Annotated in this window: 22 protein-coding genes; all 22 read left to right on the forward strand. The window is 41.9% G+C overall.

The features are described from left to right. Nucleotides 1-14: 14 nt before the first annotated feature. Nucleotides 15-1745, forward strand: a complete 1731-nt coding sequence (locus M0696_RS08715) for a hypothetical protein (protein ID WP_248602688.1) — start codon at nucleotides 15-17, stop codon at nucleotides 1743-1745. After that, complete coding sequence (locus M0696_RS08720) at nucleotides 1742-2023, forward strand: FlhB-like flagellar biosynthesis protein (protein ID WP_222142821.1); 282 nt, start codon at nucleotides 1742-1744, stop codon at nucleotides 2021-2023. Before M0696_RS08715 ends, M0696_RS08720 begins: the two co-directional genes overlap by 4 nt. Before the next feature lie 173 nt (nucleotides 2024-2196). Continuing rightward, a complete protein-coding gene (sucC, locus tag M0696_RS08725) occupies nucleotides 2197-3354 on the forward strand; it encodes an ADP-forming succinate--CoA ligase subunit beta (protein ID WP_166852996.1) in 1158 nt (385 codons plus the stop codon). 28 nt (nucleotides 3355-3382) lie between these two features. Next, nucleotides 3383-4285: a succinate--CoA ligase subunit alpha gene (gene sucD / locus M0696_RS08730; protein WP_024572248.1), complete on the forward strand. Its 903-nt coding sequence runs from the start codon at nucleotides 3383-3385 to the stop codon at nucleotides 4283-4285. Nucleotides 4286-4345: 60 nt separating this feature from the next. Further along, nucleotides 4346-5239 (forward strand): DNA-processing protein DprA, encoded by an 894-nt coding sequence (dprA, locus tag M0696_RS08735; protein ID WP_222142822.1) that lies wholly within the window; start codon nucleotides 4346-4348, stop codon nucleotides 5237-5239. Between the two features lie 184 nt (nucleotides 5240-5423). Continuing rightward, nucleotides 5424-7499: a type I DNA topoisomerase gene (gene topA / locus M0696_RS08740; RefSeq protein ID WP_248602689.1), complete on the forward strand. Its 2076-nt coding sequence runs from the start codon at nucleotides 5424-5426 to the stop codon at nucleotides 7497-7499. A gap of 75 nt (nucleotides 7500-7574) precedes the next feature. Continuing rightward, complete coding sequence (gene trmFO / locus M0696_RS08745; protein ID WP_166852985.1) at nucleotides 7575-8882, forward strand: FADH(2)-oxidizing methylenetetrahydrofolate--tRNA-(uracil(54)-C(5))-methyltransferase TrmFO; 1308 nt, start codon at nucleotides 7575-7577, stop codon at nucleotides 8880-8882. Nucleotides 8883-8948: 66 nt separating this feature from the next. Then, nucleotides 8949-9863, forward strand: a complete 915-nt coding sequence (xerC, locus tag M0696_RS08750; protein ID WP_166852982.1) for a tyrosine recombinase XerC — start codon at nucleotides 8949-8951, stop codon at nucleotides 9861-9863. A gap of 12 nt (nucleotides 9864-9875) precedes the next feature. Beyond that, a complete protein-coding gene (clpQ, locus tag M0696_RS08755) occupies nucleotides 9876-10421 on the forward strand; it encodes an ATP-dependent protease subunit ClpQ (protein WP_166852979.1) in 546 nt (181 codons plus the stop codon). 16 nt (nucleotides 10422-10437) lie between these two features. Beyond that, nucleotides 10438-11841, forward strand: coding sequence for an ATP-dependent protease ATPase subunit HslU (gene hslU / locus M0696_RS08760; RefSeq protein ID WP_166852976.1), 1404 nt, complete (start codon nucleotides 10438-10440; stop codon nucleotides 11839-11841). 39 nt (nucleotides 11842-11880) lie between these two features. Then, nucleotides 11881-12660, forward strand: coding sequence for a GTP-sensing pleiotropic transcriptional regulator CodY (codY, locus tag M0696_RS08765; protein ID WP_003220850.1), 780 nt, complete (start codon nucleotides 11881-11883; stop codon nucleotides 12658-12660). Between the two features lie 381 nt (nucleotides 12661-13041). Then, nucleotides 13042-13431 (forward strand): flagellar basal body rod protein FlgB, encoded by a 390-nt coding sequence (gene flgB, locus M0696_RS08770; RefSeq protein ID WP_222142825.1) that lies wholly within the window; start codon nucleotides 13042-13044, stop codon nucleotides 13429-13431. Further along, nucleotides 13431-13883 carry a flagellar basal body rod protein FlgC gene (flgC, locus tag M0696_RS08775; protein ID WP_014113787.1) on the forward strand — a complete coding sequence of 151 codons (453 nt, stop codon included), beginning with the start codon at nucleotides 13431-13433 and terminating at the stop codon, nucleotides 13881-13883. Before flgB ends, flgC begins: the two co-directional genes overlap by 1 nt. Nucleotides 13884-13894: 11 nt before the next feature. After that, entirely contained in the window at nucleotides 13895-14215 is a 321-nt protein-coding gene (gene fliE, locus M0696_RS08780) for a flagellar hook-basal body complex protein FliE (RefSeq protein ID WP_166852971.1), read from the forward strand. Nucleotides 14216-14260: 45 nt separating this feature from the next. After that, nucleotides 14261-15871 (forward strand): flagellar basal-body MS-ring/collar protein FliF, encoded by a 1611-nt coding sequence (gene fliF, locus M0696_RS08785; protein ID WP_248602690.1) that lies wholly within the window; start codon nucleotides 14261-14263, stop codon nucleotides 15869-15871. A 12-nt stretch (nucleotides 15872-15883) separates the two neighbouring features. Continuing rightward, nucleotides 15884-16900 (forward strand): flagellar motor switch protein FliG, encoded by a 1017-nt coding sequence (fliG, locus tag M0696_RS08790; RefSeq protein WP_003220860.1) that lies wholly within the window; start codon nucleotides 15884-15886, stop codon nucleotides 16898-16900. Further along, the gene (fliH, locus tag M0696_RS08795; protein ID WP_248602691.1) at nucleotides 16893-17645 is read left to right on the forward strand and encodes a flagellar assembly protein FliH; all 753 of its coding nucleotides are present in this window, start codon (nucleotides 16893-16895) and stop codon (nucleotides 17643-17645) included. Before fliG ends, fliH begins: the two co-directional genes overlap by 8 nt. Next, a complete protein-coding gene (gene fliI, locus M0696_RS08800) occupies nucleotides 17642-18958 on the forward strand; it encodes a flagellar protein export ATPase FliI (protein WP_222142828.1) in 1317 nt (438 codons plus the stop codon). Before fliH ends, fliI begins: the two co-directional genes overlap by 4 nt. A gap of 2 nt (nucleotides 18959-18960) precedes the next feature. After that, the gene (gene fliJ, locus M0696_RS08805; RefSeq protein ID WP_003238536.1) at nucleotides 18961-19404 is read left to right on the forward strand and encodes a flagellar export protein FliJ; all 444 of its coding nucleotides are present in this window, start codon (nucleotides 18961-18963) and stop codon (nucleotides 19402-19404) included. An 11-nt stretch (nucleotides 19405-19415) separates the two neighbouring features. Further along, a complete protein-coding gene (locus tag M0696_RS08810) occupies nucleotides 19416-20030 on the forward strand; it encodes a MotE family protein (RefSeq protein ID WP_248602692.1) in 615 nt (204 codons plus the stop codon). A 12-nt stretch (nucleotides 20031-20042) separates the two neighbouring features. Next, nucleotides 20043-21506, forward strand: coding sequence for a flagellar hook-length control protein FliK (locus M0696_RS08815; protein ID WP_248602693.1), 1464 nt, complete (start codon nucleotides 20043-20045; stop codon nucleotides 21504-21506). Further along, on the forward strand, nucleotides 21503-21925 hold the full coding sequence (gene flgD, locus M0696_RS08820) for a flagellar hook assembly protein FlgD (protein WP_166852959.1): 423 nt from the start codon (nucleotides 21503-21505) through the stop codon (nucleotides 21923-21925). The genes M0696_RS08815 and flgD overlap by 4 nt, the downstream gene beginning before the upstream one ends. Nucleotide 21926: the final 1 nt, after the last annotated feature.

A 21926-nucleotide genomic window follows, 5' to 3' on the forward strand; every position in this document is an offset into this window, starting at 1 on the left:
GGCACCTTTTTTAAATGAATATACGAAATGATGTGCAAAAGGCGCTGCAGCACCTTTTGGGAAATACAGCAGTCCCGCAGGAAACACCAAATGTCAGCGAAGCGCTAAACGGGGAGAAGCGTCTCCTTTTAGGAAAGGTGCTTCGTTTATTAGGAGATCAGCATGCGCTGATCCAAGTCGGCAATCAAACTGTCCAGGGAAAACTTGAAACCCAGCTTCGCCCACAGGCGTACTATTGGTTTTCCTACGAAAAAACAACAGCAGAACAGACAGGCCGTCTTCAGGTCGTTCAAAGCTTCGAGCAAAACCTCAAAACCATTCAGGATGCAGCTGGCAAGCTTTTAAATGCCATTTCGGTAAAACCTTCAAACGCTGCTCTAATGATGACGGGAGCGATGCTGAAGAGCAAAACACCCGTAACAGAAAATGATATCAAAACAGCTGTCCGCTGGATGGAGACGTTGCCAGCGTCAGATGCAAAAAAAGCGATTGAAACCGTTCTGTTTGCTTTAAAGCGCGAGCTTCCCATTCACCCCGAGATTTTGAGCGGTGTTCATGCTGTGAAATCGCCTGTTCCGCTGCATCAGCACGTATCCAGGCTGCTTCAGGCAATCAACCAAAACCCTCAGCAGAGCCAAATGACGTCAAAGCTAAAAGAAGCAGTTACGGCACTTTTTAATAGTGAAATCGATGTCCATGCAGAACGTCTGATCGATAAACTTGTCTCTTTAACAGACAATACCAAATCAGCTTCTTTAAGCAATACAGCTGGAAACAGGGAACTTAGCGCACCAGCCGGCCCTCCCGGAAAGACCAACTTGATGCCTGTAAACCACACAGCGGAACAGAAAAACGTACAAGGAGAGCCAGTTAAAACAGCAGCAGACATTCCAATCAAAGAAGCCCGCCAGCTGCTGACAAAGCTAACGGAATCTGCTGAAAAAAACAGTCTTCAAATTGTGAAAGAAGCAGCAAATTGGATTAAAGCGGCTGCTTCATCGGGTGATAGGAAGTCACCAGAAGCTTCAGCTGTTTTACAGGCGGCACAAGTCACAGATCAGGAAGCCGAAGTCTTTTTAAAGGCTGTTCAGCAGACAGCACCTAATTTGGCGGATAAAGCAGATGTTCATTCTTTCTTATCCAAAGTGAAAACAGCAATCGGTGCAAGGGACGAGCTTGCATTCATTAAAGCGTTTGAACAAGGAAGCGCAGTCACCCCTGACGAAATACAATCCATCAAGCTGGCTCTTCATGCCGCAAGAGCGTCGCATGAGGTAGCTGAACCTGTCAAACAGGAAGCCGATCAGCTTTTTCATAAATTAAACGGCCAGCTTTTCATGCAGCAGGACCATCCGTCATACAGCCAAATTGTGATGTCATTTCCGCTGTTTTCGAAGTCAGGGGTTCAGGACATCACTGTTCTGTTTAAAGGAAAGAAAGAAGCGGATGGAAAACTTGATCCTTCTCATTGCCGTCTTTTGTTTTTGCTGCAGCTGGATACGTTAAAAGAAACGGTCGTCGACTGTTTGATACAGCAAAAAGTCATGACAATTACAATTGAGACTGATTTTGAGCTTCAGGCCGCGATCGATCCGATGGTGCCCGCGCTTAAACAGGGTCTGAAGAAAATGGGATACAGTCTTTCAGGAGTAAATGCTAAAAAAAGGATTCACTCCGAAGGGAAGGCTGCAATCGATCAATATGTAACAAGCATCAGTGATCAGGAAGTGGATGTGAAAATATGAAAAAGCAGACGCCGATCAGAAAAGCTGTGGCTCTCCATTATGACGAACAAAAAGACAAGGTCCCGAAAGTGATTGCAACAGGAAAGGGCCATGTAGCTGACAACATTATCAAAGAAGCGAAAAAGGCAGGGGTCCCGATTCAAGAAGATCGGACCCTTGTCGAATTAATGCGCCATTTGACTGTAGATGATCAAATCCCGGAGGCTCTTTATGAAACAGTAGCTGAGATTTTTTCGTTTATTTACAGATTGGATGAAAGCGTTAAAAACAAAAAATAGCTAAAATATTCCCCATCCTCCGTTTGAAATTTATGTTTTTAATAAAATAAAAGTTTGAATGTTTAGAAGGATTTAAAGATTTTACATCGAACTCTAGACAATTCTTCCAGTATTATTATAGAATGAAAGCGCAGTCTATTTTAGTTTTGTTACATAAGTTAGGAGGATGGGAAATGAATATCCATGAGTACCAGGGAAAAGAAGTCCTCAGAAAATATGGGGTATCTGTTCCTGAAGGTAAAGTGGCTTTTACAGCAGAAGAAGCAGTTGAGAAAGCAAAGAGCTTATCCAGCTCGGTTTATGTCGTAAAGGCTCAAATTCATGCTGGCGGTCGAGGCAAAGCTGGTGGGGTAAAAATAGCAAAATCATTAGACGAAGTGAAAGTGTATGCCGAAGAACTCTTAGGGAAAACCCTAGTTACACATCAGACGGGTCCGGACGGCCGAGTAATAAAACGCTTACTTATTGAAGAAGGCTGCGATATTAAAAAAGAATACTACGTGGGGCTTGTGCTTGACCGCGCCACTTCTAGAATCGTTCTGATGGCTTCTGAAGAAGGCGGAACGGAAATTGAAGAAGTAGCGGAGAAAACACCGGAAAAAATCAAGAAAGCTGTCATTGATCCGGCTGTCGGCCTCCAAGGCTATCAAGCCAGAGAAATCGCATTCGCTATTAATATTCCAAAAGAGCTTGTGGGGAAAGCTGCTAAATTTATGCTTGGACTATATAAAGCGTTTGTTGAGAAGGACTGCTCAATCGCCGAAATCAATCCGCTCGTTGTTACCGGCGACGGAAATGTGATGGCGCTTGATGCCAAATTGAATTTTGACAGCAACGCGTTGTACAGACAAAAGGACATTATGGAATACAGAGATTTGGATGAAGAAGATCCGAAAGAAATCGAAGCGTCCAAATATGACTTAAGCTACATTTCCCTTGATGGAAATATCGGCTGTATGGTAAACGGCGCGGGACTTGCAATGTCCACAATGGATATTATCAAGCATTATGGAGGAGAACCGGCCAACTTCCTTGATGTTGGAGGCGGTGCAACCGCAGAAAAAGTCACGGAAGCATTTAAAATCATTCTTTCTGATCAAAACGTTAAAGGGATTTTTGTCAACATTTTCGGCGGCATTATGAAATGTGATGTCATCGCAGAAGGGGTTGTTGAAGCGACAAGACAAGTCGGTTTGACATTGCCGCTTGTTGTCCGTCTTGAAGGCACAAACGTGGACCTAGGGAAGAAAATCCTTAGTGAATCAGGATTAAATATTACATCTGCGGAATCAATGGCTGACGGCGCGCAGAAAATCGTATCCTTAGTTTAGGAAAGAATGAAAGGCAGGGGACCAGATAATGAGTGTTTTTATTAATAAAGATACAAGAGTTATTGTGCAAGGGATTACAGGTTCTACCGCTTTATTTCATACGAAGCAGATGCTCGAATACGGCACAAATATCGTAGGCGGTGTAACACCTGGAAAAGGCGGAACTGAAGTGGAAGGTGTTCCTGTATTTAATACAGTGGCTGAAGCAGTTCAAACGACCGGCGCTAACGCGTCTGTTATATATGTGCCGGCACCGTTTGCAGCTGATGCGATTATGGAAGCTGTAGATGCGGAGCTTGATCTCGTGATTTGTATTACAGAGCACATTCCGGTTTTGGACATGGTGAAGGTCAAACGCTTCATGGAAGGCAAGAAAACGAGACTGATAGGGCCCAATTGCCCTGGTGTCATCACGCCTGAGGAATGTAAAATCGGCATTATGCCTGGATATATCCATAAAAAGGGTCATGTAGGCGTTGTATCACGTTCAGGAACATTAACATACGAAGCGGTGCACCAGCTGTCAGAAGCGGGTGTAGGACAATCTACAGCTGTTGGAATCGGCGGCGATCCTGTAAATGGAACAAACTTTATTGACGTTTTAAAAGCGTTTAACGAAGATCCTGACACACATGCTGTCATCATGATTGGCGAAATCGGCGGTACTGCCGAAGAAGAAGCGGCAGAGTGGGTAAAAGCCAACATGACAAAACCGGTAGTTGGTTTTATCGGCGGGAAAACAGCACCTCCAGGGAAGCGCATGGGGCATGCAGGCGCCATTATTTCCGGCGGAAAAGGGACAGCTGATGAAAAAATCAAAACCCTAAATGCATGCGGTATCGAAGTTGCAGAGACACCTTCTGTAATGGGTGAAACCCTAATTAAGGTGCTGAAAGAGAAGAACTTGTTCGAAACTTGCAAAACGCACTAATAAAGAAGGGACAGCCGTCAAGGCTGTTCCTGCTTTTTCTGTCAAAAGGAGGTCAATATATTGGATCAGGCCGCTGCCTGTTTAATGATTTGCAGAATCAATCAATTATTATCCCCATCCCTTCTATTAAAATGGTGGAAAGCCGACCCGTCTATGTCGCTGACGTCACCAGTGTTAGAAACTGTTACTCAAGGTAAAATAAAGGCAGCTGCATTAAAAAACAAAATAGAAGAACATTATCCAAAACTTCAGCCTGTACTTGCTGCTTACCATGAGCAAGGCATTAACACCATCCCGATTTCTTCAAAGCAATATCCTTTCTGGCTGAAAACCATTTATGATCCCCCCGCCGTCCTGTTTGCAAAGGGTGATATGACCCTTCTTTCTAAAGGGAGGAAAATTGGAATTGTAGGGACAAGAAATCCAACAGCTTATGGGATACAAGTTGTCAATCATCTTACAAAAGAGCTTTGCCGTAAAAATTGGGTGATTGTCAGCGGACTGGCGTCTGGAATAGACGGAATGTCCCATGCTGCAAGTATTAAGGCGAAGGGACGGACAATCGGCGTCATTGCAGGTGGATTTCAACACATTTATCCCCGGGAAAACCTTCAGTTAGCTGATTACATGGCTAAACACCATATCCTTCTGTCAGAGCACCCACCTGAAACCAAACCCCAAAAATGGCATTTCCCTATGAGAAACCGTATCATCAGCGGACTAAGTGAAGGAGTTATTGTCGTGCAGGGCAAAGAAAAAAGCGGTTCGTTGATTACTGCATATCAAGCACTGGAACAAGGGAGAGAAGTATTTGCCGTACCCGGTTCATTATTTGACCCTTACGCCGGAGGTCCTATAAAACTGATCCAGCAGGGGGCTAAAGCAATAAGGTCAGCAGAGGATATTTTCGAGGAGCTTCCTGAGAGAAACGTTCAATATACGGAACCCTTTTGAATTATCGTTTGACAAACGGCATTGTAATATTTAATAATAGTGAGGATTTAAAGTTGCATATTGTTTTCTATTTAAATAATGACGTTCATCATAAAGAATGAAATGTTGAAAGCCAAATAAAGACAGCTGCAAAAACAAAATTGAAATACTTGAAGAGAGAGAACACCTCTTGAGGGGGATGAAAATGTCTGATTATCTAGTCATCGTGGAATCGCCCGCTAAGGCGAAAACGATTGAACGTTACTTAGGTAAAAAATATAAAGTGAAAGCATCAATGGGACATGTCCGGGATCTTCCAAAAAGTCAAATGGGAGTTGACATAGAACAGAATTTTGAACCGAAATATATTACCATTCGAGGTAAAGGGCCGGTATTAAAAGAGCTGAAAACGGCTGCGAAAAAAGCCAAAAAAGTGTATCTTGCAGCCGACCCCGACAGAGAAGGGGAAGCGATTGCATGGCACTTGGCACACAGCCTTGATTTAGATCTCAATTCAGATTGCCGTGTGGTGTTTAATGAAATTACAAAAGATGCCATTAAGGAATCGTTTAAGCATCCTCGCATGATCAATATGGATTTAGTGGATGCACAGCAAGCGAGACGTATTTTAGACAGGCTTGTCGGATATAAAATAAGTCCTATCCTATGGAAAAAAGTCAAAAAAGGGCTTAGCGCAGGCCGCGTACAATCTGTTGCCCTCCGTTTGATTATTGACCGTGAAAAAGAAATTAACGACTTTAAGCCAGAGGAATATTGGACAATTGACGGTACGTTCTTAAAAGGACAGGAAACGTTCGAAGCGAGCTTTTTCGGAAAAAACGGCAAAAAACTTCCTTTAAAAAGTGAAGCCGATGTAAAAGACATTCTTTCTCAGCTCAAAGGCAATAAATATACAGTTGAAAAAGTAACGAAAAAGGAACGCAAACGTAATCCGGCCTTGCCTTTTACCACTTCCACCCTGCAGCAGGAAGCTGCGCGTAAGCTCAATTTCAGAGCGAAGAAAACGATGATGATTGCACAGCAATTATATGAAGGAATTGATCTTGGAAGAGAAGGAACAGTCGGTCTGATCACCTATATGAGAACGGATTCAACCCGTATTTCAAATACGGCGGTTGATGAAGCAGCTGCATTTATTGATCAGGCATACGGCAAAGAGTTCTTAGGCGGCAAACGAAAGCCTGCGAAAAAGAATGAAAATGCTCAGGACGCTCACGAAGCAATTCGCCCGACATCAGTTCTCAGAAAACCAAGTGAATTAAAAGCATTGCTTGGAAGAGACCAAATGAGATTGTATAAATTAATTTGGGAGCGCTTTGTTGCCAGCCAAATGGCACCTGCTGTTCTTGATACAATGAGTGTTGACCTGACAAACAATGGTTTGACATTTCGTGCAAATGGAAGTAAAGTCAAGTTTTCCGGGTTTATGAAGGTGTATGTCGAAGGAAAAGACGACCAAATGGAAGAAAAAGACCGGATGCTGCCTGACTTACAGGAAGGCGACACGGTATTATCAAAAGATATAGAACCGGAGCAGCATTTTACCCAGCCGCCTCCGCGCTATACTGAGGCACGGCTTGTGAAAACTCTTGAAGAACTCGGCATCGGCCGTCCTTCCACATATGCACCGACGCTTGATACCATTCAGCGGCGTGGTTACGTGTCTTTGGATAATAAACGCTTTGTTCCGACTGAACTGGGACAGATTGTCCTTGACTTGATCATGGAATTTTTCCCTGAAATCATTAACGTTGAGTTTACAGCGAAAATGGAAAAAGACCTTGATCATGTTGAAGAAGGCAATACCGAATGGGTCAAGATTATTGATAACTTCTACACCGATTTTGAAAAACGCGTCAAAAAAGCCGAATCGGAAATGAAGGAAGTTGAAATCGAACCGGAATATGCAGGGGAAGATTGTGAATTATGCAGTTCTCCAATGGTATATAAAATGGGTAGATACGGTAAATTCTTAGCTTGCTCCAACTTCCCGGACTGCCGGAACACAAAACCGATTGTGAAACAAATCGGCGTGAAGTGCCCGAGCTGCGGTGAAGGAAATATAGTTGAGCGAAAATCGAAAAAGAAACGGGTCTTTTACGGCTGTGACCGTTATCCGGACTGTGAATTCGTTTCCTGGGACAAACCAATTGAACGAAAATGCCCGAAATGCGGGAAAATGCTCGTCGAGAAAAAACTCAAAAAAGGCATACAAGTCCAATGCGTGGAATGCGATTATAAGGAAGAACCACAGAAGTAGCGGTGAGCAGGGTCTTGCTCACCTTCTTTGTGTGTTAAAAGAAGGCCTTGAATAATAAACTAGGAGATGTGAAAGATGAACCAACAAACAGTGAATGTAATCGGAGCCGGACTCGCAGGAAGTGAAGCAGCATGGCAGCTTGCCAAACGGGGGATTCAAGTCAAATTATATGAAATGCGCCCTGTTAAACAAACGCCTGCGCACCATACAGATAAATTTGCCGAGCTTGTGTGCAGCAACTCTCTGCGCTCCAATACGCTTGCTAACGCTGTCGGTGTATTAAAAGAAGAAATGCGGGCGCTTGATTCAGCCATCATCGCGGCTGCTGACGAATGTTCGGTGCCTGCCGGCGGAGCTCTCGCAGTAGACCGTCATGAATTTGCCGCAAGTGTAACAAATCGGGTTAAAAATCACCCAAACGTAACTGTTATTAATGAAGAAGTGACAGGAATTCCTGAAGGCCCTACAATTATCGCAACGGGTCCGTTAACATCTGAATCACTGTCTGCACAGCTGAAGGAGCTGACTGGCGAAGACTATTTGTATTTTTATGACGCAGCGGCACCAATTGTAGAAAAAGACAGCCTTGATATGGATAAAGTATACTTGAAATCCCGTTACGATAAAGGTGAAGCGGCATACTTGAACTGCCCGATGACAGAAGAGGAGTTTGACCGTTTTCATGAAGCATTAACATCAGCAGAAACAGTTCCGTTAAAAGAATTTGAAAAAGAGATTTTCTTTGAAGGCTGCATGCCGATTGAAGTCATGGCAAAACGGGGAAAGAAAACAATGCTTTTCGGACCGATGAAACCGGTTGGTTTAGAGCATCCTGTTACAGGAAAACGTCCACATGCTGTCGTTCAGCTCAGACAGGATGATGCTGCGGGAACACTCTATAATATTGTAGGCTTCCAGACACATTTAAAATGGGGAGACCAAAAGGAAGTTCTCAAATTGATCCCAGGGCTTGAAAATGTAGAAATCGTCAGATACGGCGTGATGCACAGAAACACGTTCATTAACTCTCCAAGCCTGTTAAAGCCGACTTATCAATTTAATAACCGCAGTGATCTGTTCTTTGCAGGCCAAATGACGGGAGTAGAAGGATATGTAGAATCAGCTGCCTCAGGACTGGTAGCGGGAATTAATGCGGCTAAACTTGTTTTAGGAGAAGAGCTTGTCACTTTTCCTCAGGAAACAGCAATAGGCAGTATGGCTCACTATATTACAACAACAAACCAGAAGAACTTCCAGCCGATGAATGCAAACTTTGGGCTTTTAAAAGAATTGCCTGTTAAAATTAAAAATAAAAAAGAGCGTAATGAACAATATGCGAACCGTGCGATTGAGACAATTCAAACAATTTCGAAAACAATATAGGTATTGATTGCAACCTGAACGCGATTTGTGATACCATTTAAAAGCCCTTCAGGGGAGGTATTAGGCATGGAGAATGTTAAGAATTTCGTAAAGTTATTCGTTGAATATTTACAAATTGAAAAAAATTATTCACAATATACTATTGTGAATTATGTGGATTCAATTGAAGAATTCGAGACTTTCCTGCGCGTTCAAGGTATAAATGGATTTGAAAAAGCTGCATATCAAGATACTAGGATTTTTTTGACAGAAGCTTATGAAAAAGGTTTATCGAGAAGAACAATAAGCAAAAAGATATCTGCATTAAGAAGCTTTTATAAGTTTCTGATGCGGGAAAAGCTTGTTGAAGAAAATCCGTTTCAGCTTGTTCATCTGCCGAAACAAGAGAAACGGATACCAAAGTTTCTATATCAAAAAGAGCTTGAGGAGCTGTTTGAAGTTTCAGATATAAGCCAGCCAACCGGAATGAGGGATCAAGCGCTGTTAGAGCTTCTTTATGCTACCGGAATGAGGGTCAGTGAATGCTGTTCCATAACGGTTAACGACGTTGACTTATTTATGGACACTGTTCTTGTTCACGGTAAAGGCAAGAAGCAGCGCTATATCCCCTTTGGGTCTTACGCCCGCGAAGCGTTGAAGGTATATATGAATAGCGGAAGACAGTGCTTGCTGAGGAAAGCAAAAGAACCTCATGATCTATTATTCGTAAATCAAAGAGGCGGACCGCTTACAGCCCGAGGTATCAGACATATTTTAAGCGGGCTTGTTCAAAAAGCGTCCGGCACTTTACATATCCATCCGCATATGCTTCGACATACGTTCGCCACTCATCTGTTAAACGAAGGAGCAGATTTGAGAAGCGTTCAGGAACTGCTCGGGCATTCCAATCTGTCTTCGACACAGATATACACGCACGTTTCGAAGGAAATGTTGAGAAACACATATATGTCTCACCATCCAAGAGCTTTTAAGAAAAATTAAAGGAGGCCCTTTATGTCATCTTTTCATGCGACCACAATATTTGCCGTACAGCATAAGGGACGAAGCGCTATGTCCGGAGACGGCCAAGTGACATTTGGTCAGGCTGTTGTCATGAAACACACTGCAAGAAAGGTGAGAAAACTGTTTAACGGCAAGGTTCTTGCTGGGTTTGCGGGATCTGTTGCAGACGCTTTCACATTATTCGAAAAGTTTGAAGCTAAGCTTGAAGAATATAACGGCAACTTAAAACGGGCAGCTGTTGAGCTTGCGAAGGAATGGCGCAGTGATAAAGTGCTTAGAAAGCTTGAAGCCATGCTGATTGTTATGAACCAGGATACTTTGCTTCTCGTATCGGGAACAGGCGAGGTAATCGAACCAGATGACGGCATCCTCGCGATTGGGTCAGGAGGCAATTACGCTCTGGCAGCCGGAAGAGCTTTGAAAAAACATGCCGGTGAAACTATGTCTGCAAGTGAAATTGCTAGAGCCGCGTTAGAAACAGCAGGCGAAATTTGTGTTTACACGAACGATCAAATCATACTGGAAGAGCTTGAATAGAAAGGACTTGAGGCGCATGGAAAAACAATCGTTAACACCAAGACAGATTGTAGATCGGTTAGACCAATATATTGTCGGTCAGCAAAACGCGAAAAAAGCTGTCGCCGTGGCATTAAGAAACCGCTATAGAAGAAGTCTTCTGGATGAAAAGCTGAAGGACGAGGTCGTTCCGAAAAACATTTTAATGATGGGGCCTACCGGCGTTGGAAAAACTGAAATTGCAAGACGAATCGCTAAGCTTTCAGGAGCGCCATTTATCAAAATTGAAGCAACAAAATTTACCGAAGTCGGCTATGTAGGCAGAGATGTTGAATCAATGGTTAGAGACCTTGTGGAAACTTCTGTACGGCTTATAAAAGAAGAGAAAATGAATGAAGTAAAGGAGCAGGCAGAAGAAAATGCAAACAAACGCATTGTTCGTCTGTTAGTTCCTGGGAAGAAAAAACAATCAGGCGTTAAAAATCCGTTTGAAATGTTTTTTGGCGGCAGCCAACCGAACGGTGAAGATGAGGCGGAAAGCCAGGAAGAAGCAAACATTGAAGAAAAAAGAAAACGCATGGCACATCAGCTGGCTTTAGGAGAGCTGGAAGACCACTATGTAACAGTAGAAGTCGAAGAGCAGCAGCCTTCTATGTTTGACATGCTGCAGGGCTCGGGTATGGAGCAGATGGGCATGAATATGCAGGATGCGCTGAGCGGGTTAATGCCAAAGAAAAAGAAACGGCGCAAAATGACAGTCAGAGAAGCCAGAAAAGTCCTGACGAATGAAGAAGCAAGCAAACTCATCGATATGGATGAAGTCAGCCAGGAAGCTGTTCAAAGAGCAGAAGAGAGTGGGATTATCTTTATCGACGAAATTGATAAGATTGCAAAAAACGGTGGGGCGTCATCCTCTGCCGATGTATCTAGAGAAGGCGTTCAGCGGGACATTCTCCCAATCGTTGAGGGTTCTACCGTTGTCACTAAATATGGTTCGGTAAAAACGGACCATGTGTTATTTATTGCAGCAGGAGCGTTTCATATGGCCAAACCGTCTGATTTGATTCCTGAACTGCAGGGGCGTTTCCCGATTCGTGTAGAACTGAGCAAACTCACGGTAGACGACTTTGTAAGAATTTTGGTTGAGCCGGATAATGCGCTGCTGAAACAATATCAGGCATTATTAGAGACTGAAGGTATATCTCTTGAATTTTCTGACGAAGCTATTCATAAGATTGCTGAAGTGGCTTATCATGTGAACCAGGACACAGATAATATCGGTGCGAGACGCCTTCATACAATACTTGAACGTCTATTAGAAGATTTATCGTTTGAAGCTCCTGATGTAACAATGGAGAAAATAACGATTACACCACAGTATGTCGAAGAAAAGCTCGGAACGATAGCCAAAAACAAAGATTTAAGTCAATTTATATTGTGAAAAATTTAATAAGAGGAATGTTTAGGAGGATTATTTATCATGGCTTTATTACAAAAAACAAGAATTATTAACTCCATGCTGCAAGCTGCGGCAGGGAAACCGGTAAATTTCAAGGAAATGGCGGAGACGCTGCGGGATGTAATTGATTCCAATATTTTCGTTGTAAGCCGCAGAGGCAAACTCCTTGGATATTCTATTAACCAGCAAATTGAAAATGATCGTATGAAAAAAATGCTTGAGGATCGTCAATTCCCTGAAGAATATACGAAAAATCTGTTTAATGTCCCTGAAACATCTTCTAACTTGGATATTAATAGTGAATATACTGCTTTTCCTGTTGAAAACAGAGACTTGTTCCAAGCTGGTTTAACAACAATTGTGCCGATCATCGGTGGCGGAGAAAGATTAGGAACACTCATTCTTTCACGTTTACAGGATCAGTTTAATGACGATGACTTAATCCTCGCTGAATACGGCGCTACAGTTGTTGGAATGGAGATCCTGAGAGAAAAAGCAGAAGAAATCGAAGAGGAAGCAAGAAGCAAAGCTGTCGTTCAAATGGCTATCAGTTCTCTTTCTTACAGTGAGCTTGAAGCAATTGAGCACATTTTTGAAGAGCTTGACGGAAACGAAGGTCTTCTTGTTGCAAGTAAAATCGCTGATCGCGTCGGCATTACCCGTTCTGTTATTGTGAACGCACTCAGAAAGCTGGAAAGCGCGGGTGTTATCGAGTCAAGATCATTAGGAATGAAAGGTACTTATATCAAAGTCCTAAACAACAAATTCCTAATTGAATTAGAAAATCTAAAATCTCATTAATCATGTCAAAGAACCCCTTATAAGGGGTTCTTTTTTTATTTCAAATAAAGGAAATCAATATGCTTTAATTCCTGGGATGAAAGTCTTTCTTTGTAATAATTTTAATAAATCTCGCAAATTTCTTGAAAAAGGCTTAAAAATGACGAAAAGAATATAGAAAAAACAGAAATTCTGCTATTTTCAGGCTTATATTAAGGCGGAAAATGTAGTTCTAACAATCTAGGACTATGTACCTAGTTGTAAAATAGATAATTGTGAGGACATTTTTTTACACGATCTTCATAGACTTTATGCCTGTTATTTCTTACAATAAGCATATAGTTTTACAATTCTCGACAAGGATATTGAGGGTGAAAAAAACTGAAATGGAGGTAAGTGGATTTGAGCTTATTTTCTGGAACGATACAAAATCTTGAAAATGCCTTGAGCAGAGCGGATATTAAGCAAAAAGTCATAACTAATAATATCGCCAATATAGATACACCGAACTATAAGGCAAAAAAAGTCTCTTTCCAAAATTTATTAGATCAAGAATCCTCTCGTCTTGAAGCGATAAAAACAGACTATCGTCATATTGATTTTTCTGGCACTGATTCGAATTATTCAATTGTAACGAGCGGAGATACATCGTATCAGCAAAACGGAAACAATGTTGACGTTGACAAAGAGATGACAGAATTGGCACAAAATCAAATCAACTATCAAGCTTTAGTTGAAAGAATGAACGGTAAATTTAATTCGCTGAAGACCGTATTAACAGGAGGAAAATGATGACAGCTTTTCATAGCTTAAATGTTTCAGCATCTGCTTTAACAGCTCAGCGAGTCAGAATGGACGTTGTATCGTCTAACTTGGCAAATATGGATACGACAAGAGCTAAGCAGGTGAACGGAGAATGGGTCCCTTACAGAAGAAAAATGGTTTCCCTGCAGTCAAAAGGTGAATCGTTCTCTTCCATTCTCAATTCTCAAATGAGCGGAAGCGGCAATGCTGGAAACGGTGTGAAAGTTTCTAAAATTACGGAAGATGACTCAGAATTTAATCTTGTATATGATCCGACAGACCCTGATGCAAACGCTGAAGGATATGTACAAAAGCCTAATGTAGATCCGTTGAAAGAAATGGTTGACCTTGTCAGCAGCACAAGATCATACGAGGCGAATGTCACAGCGATGAATGCCACAAAGGGAATGCTGATGAAGGCGTTAGAAATCGGAAAGTAAGGTGAATGAATGTGATTAATGCAATTTCTCCTTTTCAGGTTCAAAATACTCAAAACACTCAAAATGCAACAAATCAAGTAAACAATAGCCAAAAAACAGATTCTTCAAATCAAACAAGCTTTTCGGAGCTTTTAAAAAACTCTATTAGTTCGTTAAATGAGTCCCAAGTAACTTCTGACAACATGACTAATGCCTTGGCTGCAGGAAAAGATGTAAATCTTGATGAGGTCATGATCGCCGCTCAAAAAGCAAGCATCTCTCTAACTGCAGCAACAGAGTTCCGCAATAAAGCAGTGGAAGCTTATCAGGAGATTATGAGAATGCAAATGTAGGGGGTCTGACGATTAAGAGAAAGAGTGGAATGACCGGGGGTTAACATGAATCGTACTCTAATGCAAATGAAAAACAAAACGAGCGAGTTTTGGAAAAATAGATCTAAATTACAAAAGATTTTAATGATTAGTGCTTTAGCGGCAATTATTATTATTGGAATTATTATTAGCGTTTTTGCTTCAAGTTCTAAAATGGCGCCGCTGTACAAAGATTTGTCTGCCGAAGAAGCAGGGCAAATCAAAGAAGAACTGGATGCGAAAAAAGTGCCGAACGAGCTTTCGAATGGCGGTACAGTGATTAGCGTTCCGGAGGATCAGGTTGATTCATTGAAAGTGCAGCTGGCTGCAGAAGGACTTCCTAAAACCGGATCAATTGATTATTCATTTTTTGGGCAGAATGCCGGCTTTGGTTTGACAGACAATGAGTTTGATATGGTGAAAGTGAAAGCAACACAGACGGAACTGTCAAATTTGATCAATGAAATGGACGGTATCAAAAACTCAAAAGTAATGATTAATCTCCCGAAAGACGCTGTGTTTGTCGGTGAGGAACAATCTGCAGCATCTGCATCAATCGTTCTGCAGATTCAACCGGGCTATACACTTGATCAAAGCCAGATCAACGGATTGTATCATCTGGTATCAAAAAGCGTGCCGAACCTAAAAGAAGATAACATCGTCATCATGGACCAAAACTCTACATACTACGACAAATCAGACAGCGATGCAGGGTCCTATGCGGATAGTTATTCTTCTCAGCAAGGAATTAAGTCTCAAGTTGAAAAAGACATTCAAAAACATGTTCAGTCACTGCTCGGTACGATGATGGGCCAAGATAAAGTCGTTGTCTCTGTTACAGCAGACATTGATTTCACCAAAGAAAATCGCACAGAAGACATTGTCGAACCTGTTGATAAAGAAAACATGGAAGGCATTGCAGTAAGCGCGGAAAAGGTATCTGAAACATACCAGGGTGACGGCGCAGCCAACGGTGGAACTGCCGGAACCGGTGACGAAGATGTAACAAATTATAAAGCTGACGGTGAAAATGCCGAAAGCGGAAACTATGAAAAAAGCAGCAATAAAATCAATTACGAGGTTAACCGAATCCACAAGGAAATCGCTGAAAGCCCTTATAAGGTCAGAGATTTAGGGATTCAAGTAATGGTAGAGCCGCCTGATGCCAAAAATACAGCGTCGCTATCAACTGAAAGACAGGATGATATACAAAAAATCCTCTCAACTGTAGTCAGAACATCATTGGATAAGGATGCTACACAAAACCAGAACCTTTCTGATGAAGATATTAATAATAAAATTGTGGTCTCCGTTCAGCCATTTGACGGGAAAGTCAACTTGGATACAAATACGGAAAAATCCTCAGGTATCCCGCTATGGGCATATATCGCAGGCGGTGTTTTAATCGCAGCGATCATTGTTCTGATCATTATGCTTGTCAGAAAGAAACGGGCGCAAGAGGATGAATTTGAGGAATATGAGTATGAGGTTCCTCAAGAACCAATCAATTTGCCTGATATCAATGAAGAGGAAAATGAAACAGCGGAAACAGTCAGACGAAAACAGCTTGAAAAGATGGCGAAAGACAAGCCGGAGGATTTTGCAAAACTGCTGAGAAGCTGGCTGGCCGAGGATTAGGAGGAATTAGAAATGGCGAGACGTGATCAAGATAAGCTTACAGGAAAACAAAAAGCAGCCATTCTCATGATTTCCTTGGGGTTAGATGTGTCAGCTTCTGTATATAAGCACTTAACCGATGAAGAAATTGAAAGGCTTACCCTGGAAATATCAGGTGTTCGAAGTGTCGATCATCAAAAAAAGGATGAAATTATAGAAGAATTTCATAATATAGCCATTGCGCAAGATTATATTTCTCAAGGCGGTCTAAGCTATGCGAGACAAGTTCTTGAGAAGGCGCTTGGAGAGAATAAGGCAGAAAACATTCTTAACAGGCTGACTTCTTCTTTACAGGTTAAACCATTTGATTTTGCCAGAAAAGCGGAGCCCGAACAAATTTTGAATTTTATACAGCAAGAGCATCCGCAGACGATGGCTTTAATCTTGTCTTATTTAGATCCTGTGCAAGCCGGGCAAATTTTATCCGAGCTGAATCCTGAGGTACAGGCTGAGGTTGCGAGAAGAATCGCGGTCATGGACAGAACGTCACCTGAAATTATTAATGAAGTAGAACGAATTCTGGAACAAAAATTATCTTCTGCATTTACTCAGGATTATACACAAACAGGCGGAATTGAAGCTGTTGTTGAAGTGTTAAACGGGGTAGACAGAGGAACAGAGAAGACGATCTTAGATTCATTGGAAATTCAGGATCCCGATCTTGCTGAAGAAATTAAAAAGCGGATGTTTGTCTTCGAAGATATTGTTACACTTGATAACCGCGCAATTCAGAGAGTCATTCGCGATGTTGAAAACGACGATCTGCTCCTTTCATTAAAGGTTGCAAGCGAGGAAGTCAAAGAAATTGTATTCAACAATATGTCACAGCGTATGGTTGAAACCTTTAAAGAAGAAATGGAATTCATGGGCCCTGTACGCTTGAAAGATGTAGAAGAAGCTCAATCAAGAATTGTAAGCATCGTCAGAAAGCTTGAAGAAGCCGGTGAAATTGTGATAGCAAGAGGCGGAGGGGACGATATTATTGTCTAATATCATTAAACAAGAATCATCTTTTTCTCCAAAAAAAGAAAGAAGAAAACTCTCTGTACAAGAGGTGCGTATCGAGCATTCTCACCTTTTGCAGGCTGAAGAGAACCCAGAAACGCTTATGGCCCGAGTGAAAGAGGAAGCTGACCGGATATCTGAGCAAGCAAACAGCCATATAGAAGCTATTCGCCGTCAAATCGAGCAGGAAAAAAATGATTGGGCGGCTGAAAAACAGCGGCTTATTGAGGAAGCAAAAGCCGAGGGCTTTGAACAAGGTATGGCATTAGGCAAAGCTAAGGCTATGCAGCAGTATGCCGAGCTGATCGACCAAGCAAACAGCATAACTGAAATGTCCAGAAAAGCTGTTGAGGATAAGCTTGAAGACGCTAATGAAGAAATCGTTGAGCTTGCTGTTGCACTAGCTAAAAAAGTTTGGCAGCAAAAGTCTGATGATAAAGAGGCTTTTCTTCTGCTAGTGAAACAGGTCATAAACGAAGTAAAGGAATATGACGATATATCAATATATGTTGATCCATATTACTATGAGACGGTCTTTCAGCAAAAAGATGAGATCAAGCAGCTCCTTTATAAAGAATGCCGGCTTGGTATATATGCTGATGAAAAAGCTCAAAAAGGATCCTGTTATATTGAAACCCCTTTTGGCAGGGTAGATGCGAGTGTTGACACTCAATTGATGCAATTGAAAGATAAACTTCTGACAGCGCTGGAAGCGGGTGCAGCTGAATGAAGACACAGAGTCTGATAGATTGTATAGAAATGACGGACTCGTATAAACGGTACGGAAAAGTCAAGCGGGTGATCGGCCTGATGATTGAATCAAAAGGACCTGCAAGCTCAATTGGCGACGTGTGCCTGATTTATGCAAAAGGGCAATCTGGAAAAGTCATTAAAGCTGAGGTTGTCGGCTTCCAGGAAGAAAATATTTTGCTTATGCCTTATTTAGAGGCTGCAAGCATTGCGCCCGGCAGCATTGTAGAAGCCACTGGTGAATCTCTTCGGGTTAAAGTTGGAGCCGGACTGATTGGACAAGTCATCGATGCTTTTGGCGAGCCGCTTGACGGAAAGCTTTTGCCGAAAGGGCTTTCGCCTGTATCGACGGAGCAATCACCGCCCAATCCGATGAAACGGCCGCCTATCCGTGAAAAGATGGGTGTCGGAGTCAGATCAATTGACAGCTTGCTGACAGTCGGTAAAGGCCAGCGGATTGGCATTTTTGCAGGAAGCGGTGTCGGAAAAAGCACATTAATGGGGATGATCGCCAAGCAGACAGAGGCTGACTTAAACGTCATTGCACTTGTTGGGGAACGCGGGCGAGAGGTTCGGGAGTTTATTGAAAAAGATCTTGGAAAAGAGGGGCTGAAACGATCGATTGTAGTCGTTGCCACCTCAGATCAGCCAGCATTAATGAGATTGAAAGCGGCATATACAGCAACGGCAATTGCTGAGTATTTCCGCGATAAAGGCCGGAATGTCATGTTTATGATGGATTCTGTTACAAGGGTGGCAATGGCGCAGCGTGAGATTGGACTGGCTGCCGGAGAGCCTCCGACGACAAAAGGCTATACACCGTCTGTGTTCGCTATTTTACCTCGTTTATTAGAGCGAACAGGTGCTAATGAACATGGAACCATTACGGCTTTTTATACAGTATTGGTAGACGGGGATGACATGAATGAACCGATTGCTGACACTGTTCGCGGAATTTTAGACGGGCATATTGTGTTGGACAGGGCGCTTGCTAATAAAGGCCAGTTTCCTGCAGTAAATGTACTAAAAAGCATCAGCAGGGTGATGTCAAACATATCGACAAGACAACACCTGGATGCAGCAAATAAATTCCGTGAACTTTTATCGACATATCAAAATTCGGAAGATCTCATTAATATCGGTGCTTATAAAAGAGGATCCTCAAGAGAAATCGATGAAGCGATACAATATTATCCGCAGCTTATTCAATTTTTAAAACAGGGAACAGACGAATCAGCATTATTGGAAGAAAGTATTGCTTCGTTAACTAGTTTGACAGGAAATGAGGAATAAACGTGGCTTATCAATTTAGATTCCAAAAGCTGCTGGAACTAAAAGAAAATGAGAAAGATCAATCCTTATCCGAGTATCAGCAATCTGTCTCTGAATTTGAAAATGTTGCTGAAAAATTATATGAGAATATGAGCAAAAAGGAATTGCTTGAACAAAATAAGGAAAAGAAATTGAAAAGCGGCATGAGTGTACAAGAAATGAGACATTACCAGCAATTTGTCTCAAATCTTGAAAATACGATTTATCACTATCAAAAGCTTGTCATCATGAAAAGAAATCAAATGAATCAAAAACAAGAAATTTTGACAGAGAAAAATATTGAAGTGAAAAAGTTTGAAAAAATGCGTGAAAAACAGTTTAAAATGTTTGCTCTTGAAGACAAAGCTGCAGAGATGAAAGAAATGGATGATATTTCGATTAAGCAGTTTATGATTCAAGGCCATTAGGAGCGAATGTAATGTCCGGCAAAAAGAAAGAATCAGGTAAGTTCCGCTCGGTTTTGCTTATCATTATCCTTCCGCTGATGTTTCTTTTAATCGCAGGGGGAATTGTTCTTTGGGCTGCTGGTGTCAATGTTTTAAAGCCGATACAGGAAGCTGCGGCAAAAACGCCGGTTCTAAAAGAATTGGTTCCTGAAACCGAAAATAAAAAAGACACAGCATCAAGTAAGGATAGCAGTAATACGGCAGCTCTGGAAAAGACCATTAAGGATCAAAAAAGTGAAATCAGTATATTGAATAAAGACTTAGAAACGAGTAAATCTGAAATCGACAGGCTCAATCAAAAGATCCGTTCACTTGAAAAGACGGCGGAGGATCAAAAAAAGGCATCTGAAGATAATACTGAAAATACATCAGGCTCGAATTCTTCTACTGGAAATGACAAAGTGATCAGTGTATATAAAAGCATGGACAGCGGAAAGGCAGCTAAAATTATTGCCCAATTAAAGGAGCAAGAAGCGCTGAAAATATTGAATGGCCTAAGCAAAAAGCAGCTTGCTGACATATTGGCGAAAATGACTCCTGAGCAAGCAGCAACTTATACAGAAAAAATTGCTGCCAGCCAAGAATAGGGGGAATTAAAGGTGAAGCTACTTGAATTAGCGGGACCTTTGCTGCAAACCACGGCGGGTACTGCAGCTAAAACCATGAAAAGTAACCAGGGAGTTTTTCAAAACTGGCTTATGTCTGAGACCGGATTGAAGGAACTCTCAGAACAAGGAAAAGGAACTCCTGATACCAGTGAGCAGCTTTTAGCAGGTGCGCTTAAAACAATTAGTGAATGGCTACATGCAAATCCTGAAGATCAAGACAAACAAAAAGCGGAACTTCTGCAAACATTAAGCAAACTAACAGGGAAGCAGTTGGATGAAACTGCTCAGCAAGCGCTGCAGAATCTGTTGCAAGCGGTTGAATCAAAAATGTCCGGCGAGATGGATCAATTACTCACAGAAGCGGAGAAAATCATTTCAGAAGGTAAAACGGCCCTAGGAGTCAATGATTCTGCTGCAGACATTAATGGAGAACTGAAGTCTGATACAGAGCAATCAAATCAGGAGAATGAAGTATCTGAGAATGGTAAAGTACTTGTCCTTCTCCACATGTTCATTAGTCAGCTGCTAGAAGGGAATAAGCTGTCTGATCGCGGGAATGTCAATGAAGCTCATGTCATTTATCAAAATGGAGATCAATTTCTTTCTGCATTAGAAAAAAAGGGCGTAGCTCAACAGCTGATTCAGGATCTTAAACAGCAAATATTCACTAAAGAAAAGTCCAGTTCAAAACTTTATTCGATGACAGCGTCAGAGCTGAAAAGCTTTCAAAGCTTAATGGAACAAATGTCTATGCTTCCTCAAAAAGGGACCAAAGAATGGAATTTAGCTGAAAGTCAGCTGAAAGCGTTCTTGTTATCGAAATCATCCGAATCATCGCAAGACTTTGGAAAGCGTGTCTTCGCACCGCTCTCGCAGAGTTCATCCAGCAAAAGTGCATCGGATGTTTCTGGAAGTCTTCAGCCTGTAGATGGAAAATCAGGACTCCAAATGCTGTTTTCAGGATACCGGAGCACTGGGGGAGTGCAAACACTTGATCTGCAGCAGCTTTCATCTGATTTACCGACTGCTGAAACAAAAACGGTGGCTGATCAAGTGATCAATGCGTGGAAGCAGATGAAGTATACGCCTTTCGGCAGATCGACGGGAAGTTTCACTATTCGGCTGAACCCTGAGCATTTAGGGTTTGTCACAATCAAGCTGACAAATGAAAATGGAATGTTTCAGAGTAAAATCATCGCATCGAGCCAATCAGCAAAAGAACTGCTTGAACAGCATCTTCCTCAGCTGAAGCAATCATTACCAAATATGGCCGTCCAAATTGACCGTTTTACTCTCCCTGTCCAAAGCGGGGATCAGCCGATCTATGGCCAGCTTGCAGATGAACAGAAACAGCAGCAAGAAGGGCAGAGACAGCAAAGACAGAAAAAGCAATCAAATGATTTCGGCGATATCCTCGATGAAGTATCGATGGTTGAATTGGAGGAAGAAGAATGACTTCTATAAGTTCAGAATATAAACTGCCTGAAAAAACAAACACTGTGACGACTAGCAATAGCAGCTTGGGGAAAGATGAGTTCTTAAAAATATTAATGACCCAAGTCCAAAACCAAGATCCGCTCAACCCGGTTGATGACAAAGAATTTATCAGTCAGATGGCGACTTTTTCAAGCTTGGAGCAAATGATGAACATGAATAAGACCATGACTCAATTCGTTGAGAATCAAGATCCGTTTACTTCGTATGTTGATTGGTTGGGAAAAGAAGTATCTTGGACTGATGGTCAAAGTACAACAGATAAAACTGGCACTGTATGCTCTGTTAAACATTCTAAAGGAAACTATTATCTCATTCTTGATGATGGGACCGAGATCAACCCGTGGAATGTAATGTCTGTAGCACAGTCTTCTAAATAAA

The organism is Bacillus rugosus (assembly GCF_023238245.1).
In the GTDB taxonomy this organism is placed as follows: domain Bacteria; phylum Bacillota; class Bacilli; order Bacillales; family Bacillaceae; genus Bacillus; species Bacillus rugosus.

Coding starts and splice junctions, on each gene's coding strand:
- M0696_RS08715 (WP_248602688.1), top strand. CDS start 15: ATGAATATACGAAATGATGTGCAAAAGGCGCTGCAGCACCTTTTGGGA.
- M0696_RS08720 (WP_222142821.1), top strand. CDS start 1,742: ATGAAAAAGCAGACGCCGATCAGAAAAGCTGTGGCTCTCCATTATGAC.
- sucC (WP_166852996.1), top strand. CDS start 2,197: ATGAATATCCATGAGTACCAGGGAAAAGAAGTCCTCAGAAAATATGGG.
- sucD (WP_024572248.1), top strand. CDS start 3,383: ATGAGTGTTTTTATTAATAAAGATACAAGAGTTATTGTGCAAGGGATT.
- topA (WP_248602689.1), top strand. CDS start 5,424: ATGTCTGATTATCTAGTCATCGTGGAATCGCCCGCTAAGGCGAAAACG.
- trmFO (WP_166852985.1), top strand. CDS start 7,575: ATGAACCAACAAACAGTGAATGTAATCGGAGCCGGACTCGCAGGAAGT.
- xerC (WP_166852982.1), top strand. CDS start 8,949: ATGGAGAATGTTAAGAATTTCGTAAAGTTATTCGTTGAATATTTACAA.
- clpQ (WP_166852979.1), top strand. CDS start 9,876: ATGTCATCTTTTCATGCGACCACAATATTTGCCGTACAGCATAAGGGA.
- hslU (WP_166852976.1), top strand. CDS start 10,438: ATGGAAAAACAATCGTTAACACCAAGACAGATTGTAGATCGGTTAGAC.
- codY (WP_003220850.1), top strand. CDS start 11,881: ATGGCTTTATTACAAAAAACAAGAATTATTAACTCCATGCTGCAAGCT.
- flgC (WP_014113787.1), top strand. CDS start 13,431: ATGACAGCTTTTCATAGCTTAAATGTTTCAGCATCTGCTTTAACAGCT.
- fliF (WP_248602690.1), top strand. CDS start 14,261: ATGAATCGTACTCTAATGCAAATGAAAAACAAAACGAGCGAGTTTTGG.
- fliG (WP_003220860.1), top strand. CDS start 15,884: ATGGCGAGACGTGATCAAGATAAGCTTACAGGAAAACAAAAAGCAGCC.
- fliI (WP_222142828.1), top strand. CDS start 17,642: ATGAAGACACAGAGTCTGATAGATTGTATAGAAATGACGGACTCGTAT.
- M0696_RS08810 (WP_248602692.1), top strand. CDS start 19,416: ATGTCCGGCAAAAAGAAAGAATCAGGTAAGTTCCGCTCGGTTTTGCTT.
- flgD (WP_166852959.1), top strand. CDS start 21,503: ATGACTTCTATAAGTTCAGAATATAAACTGCCTGAAAAAACAAACACT.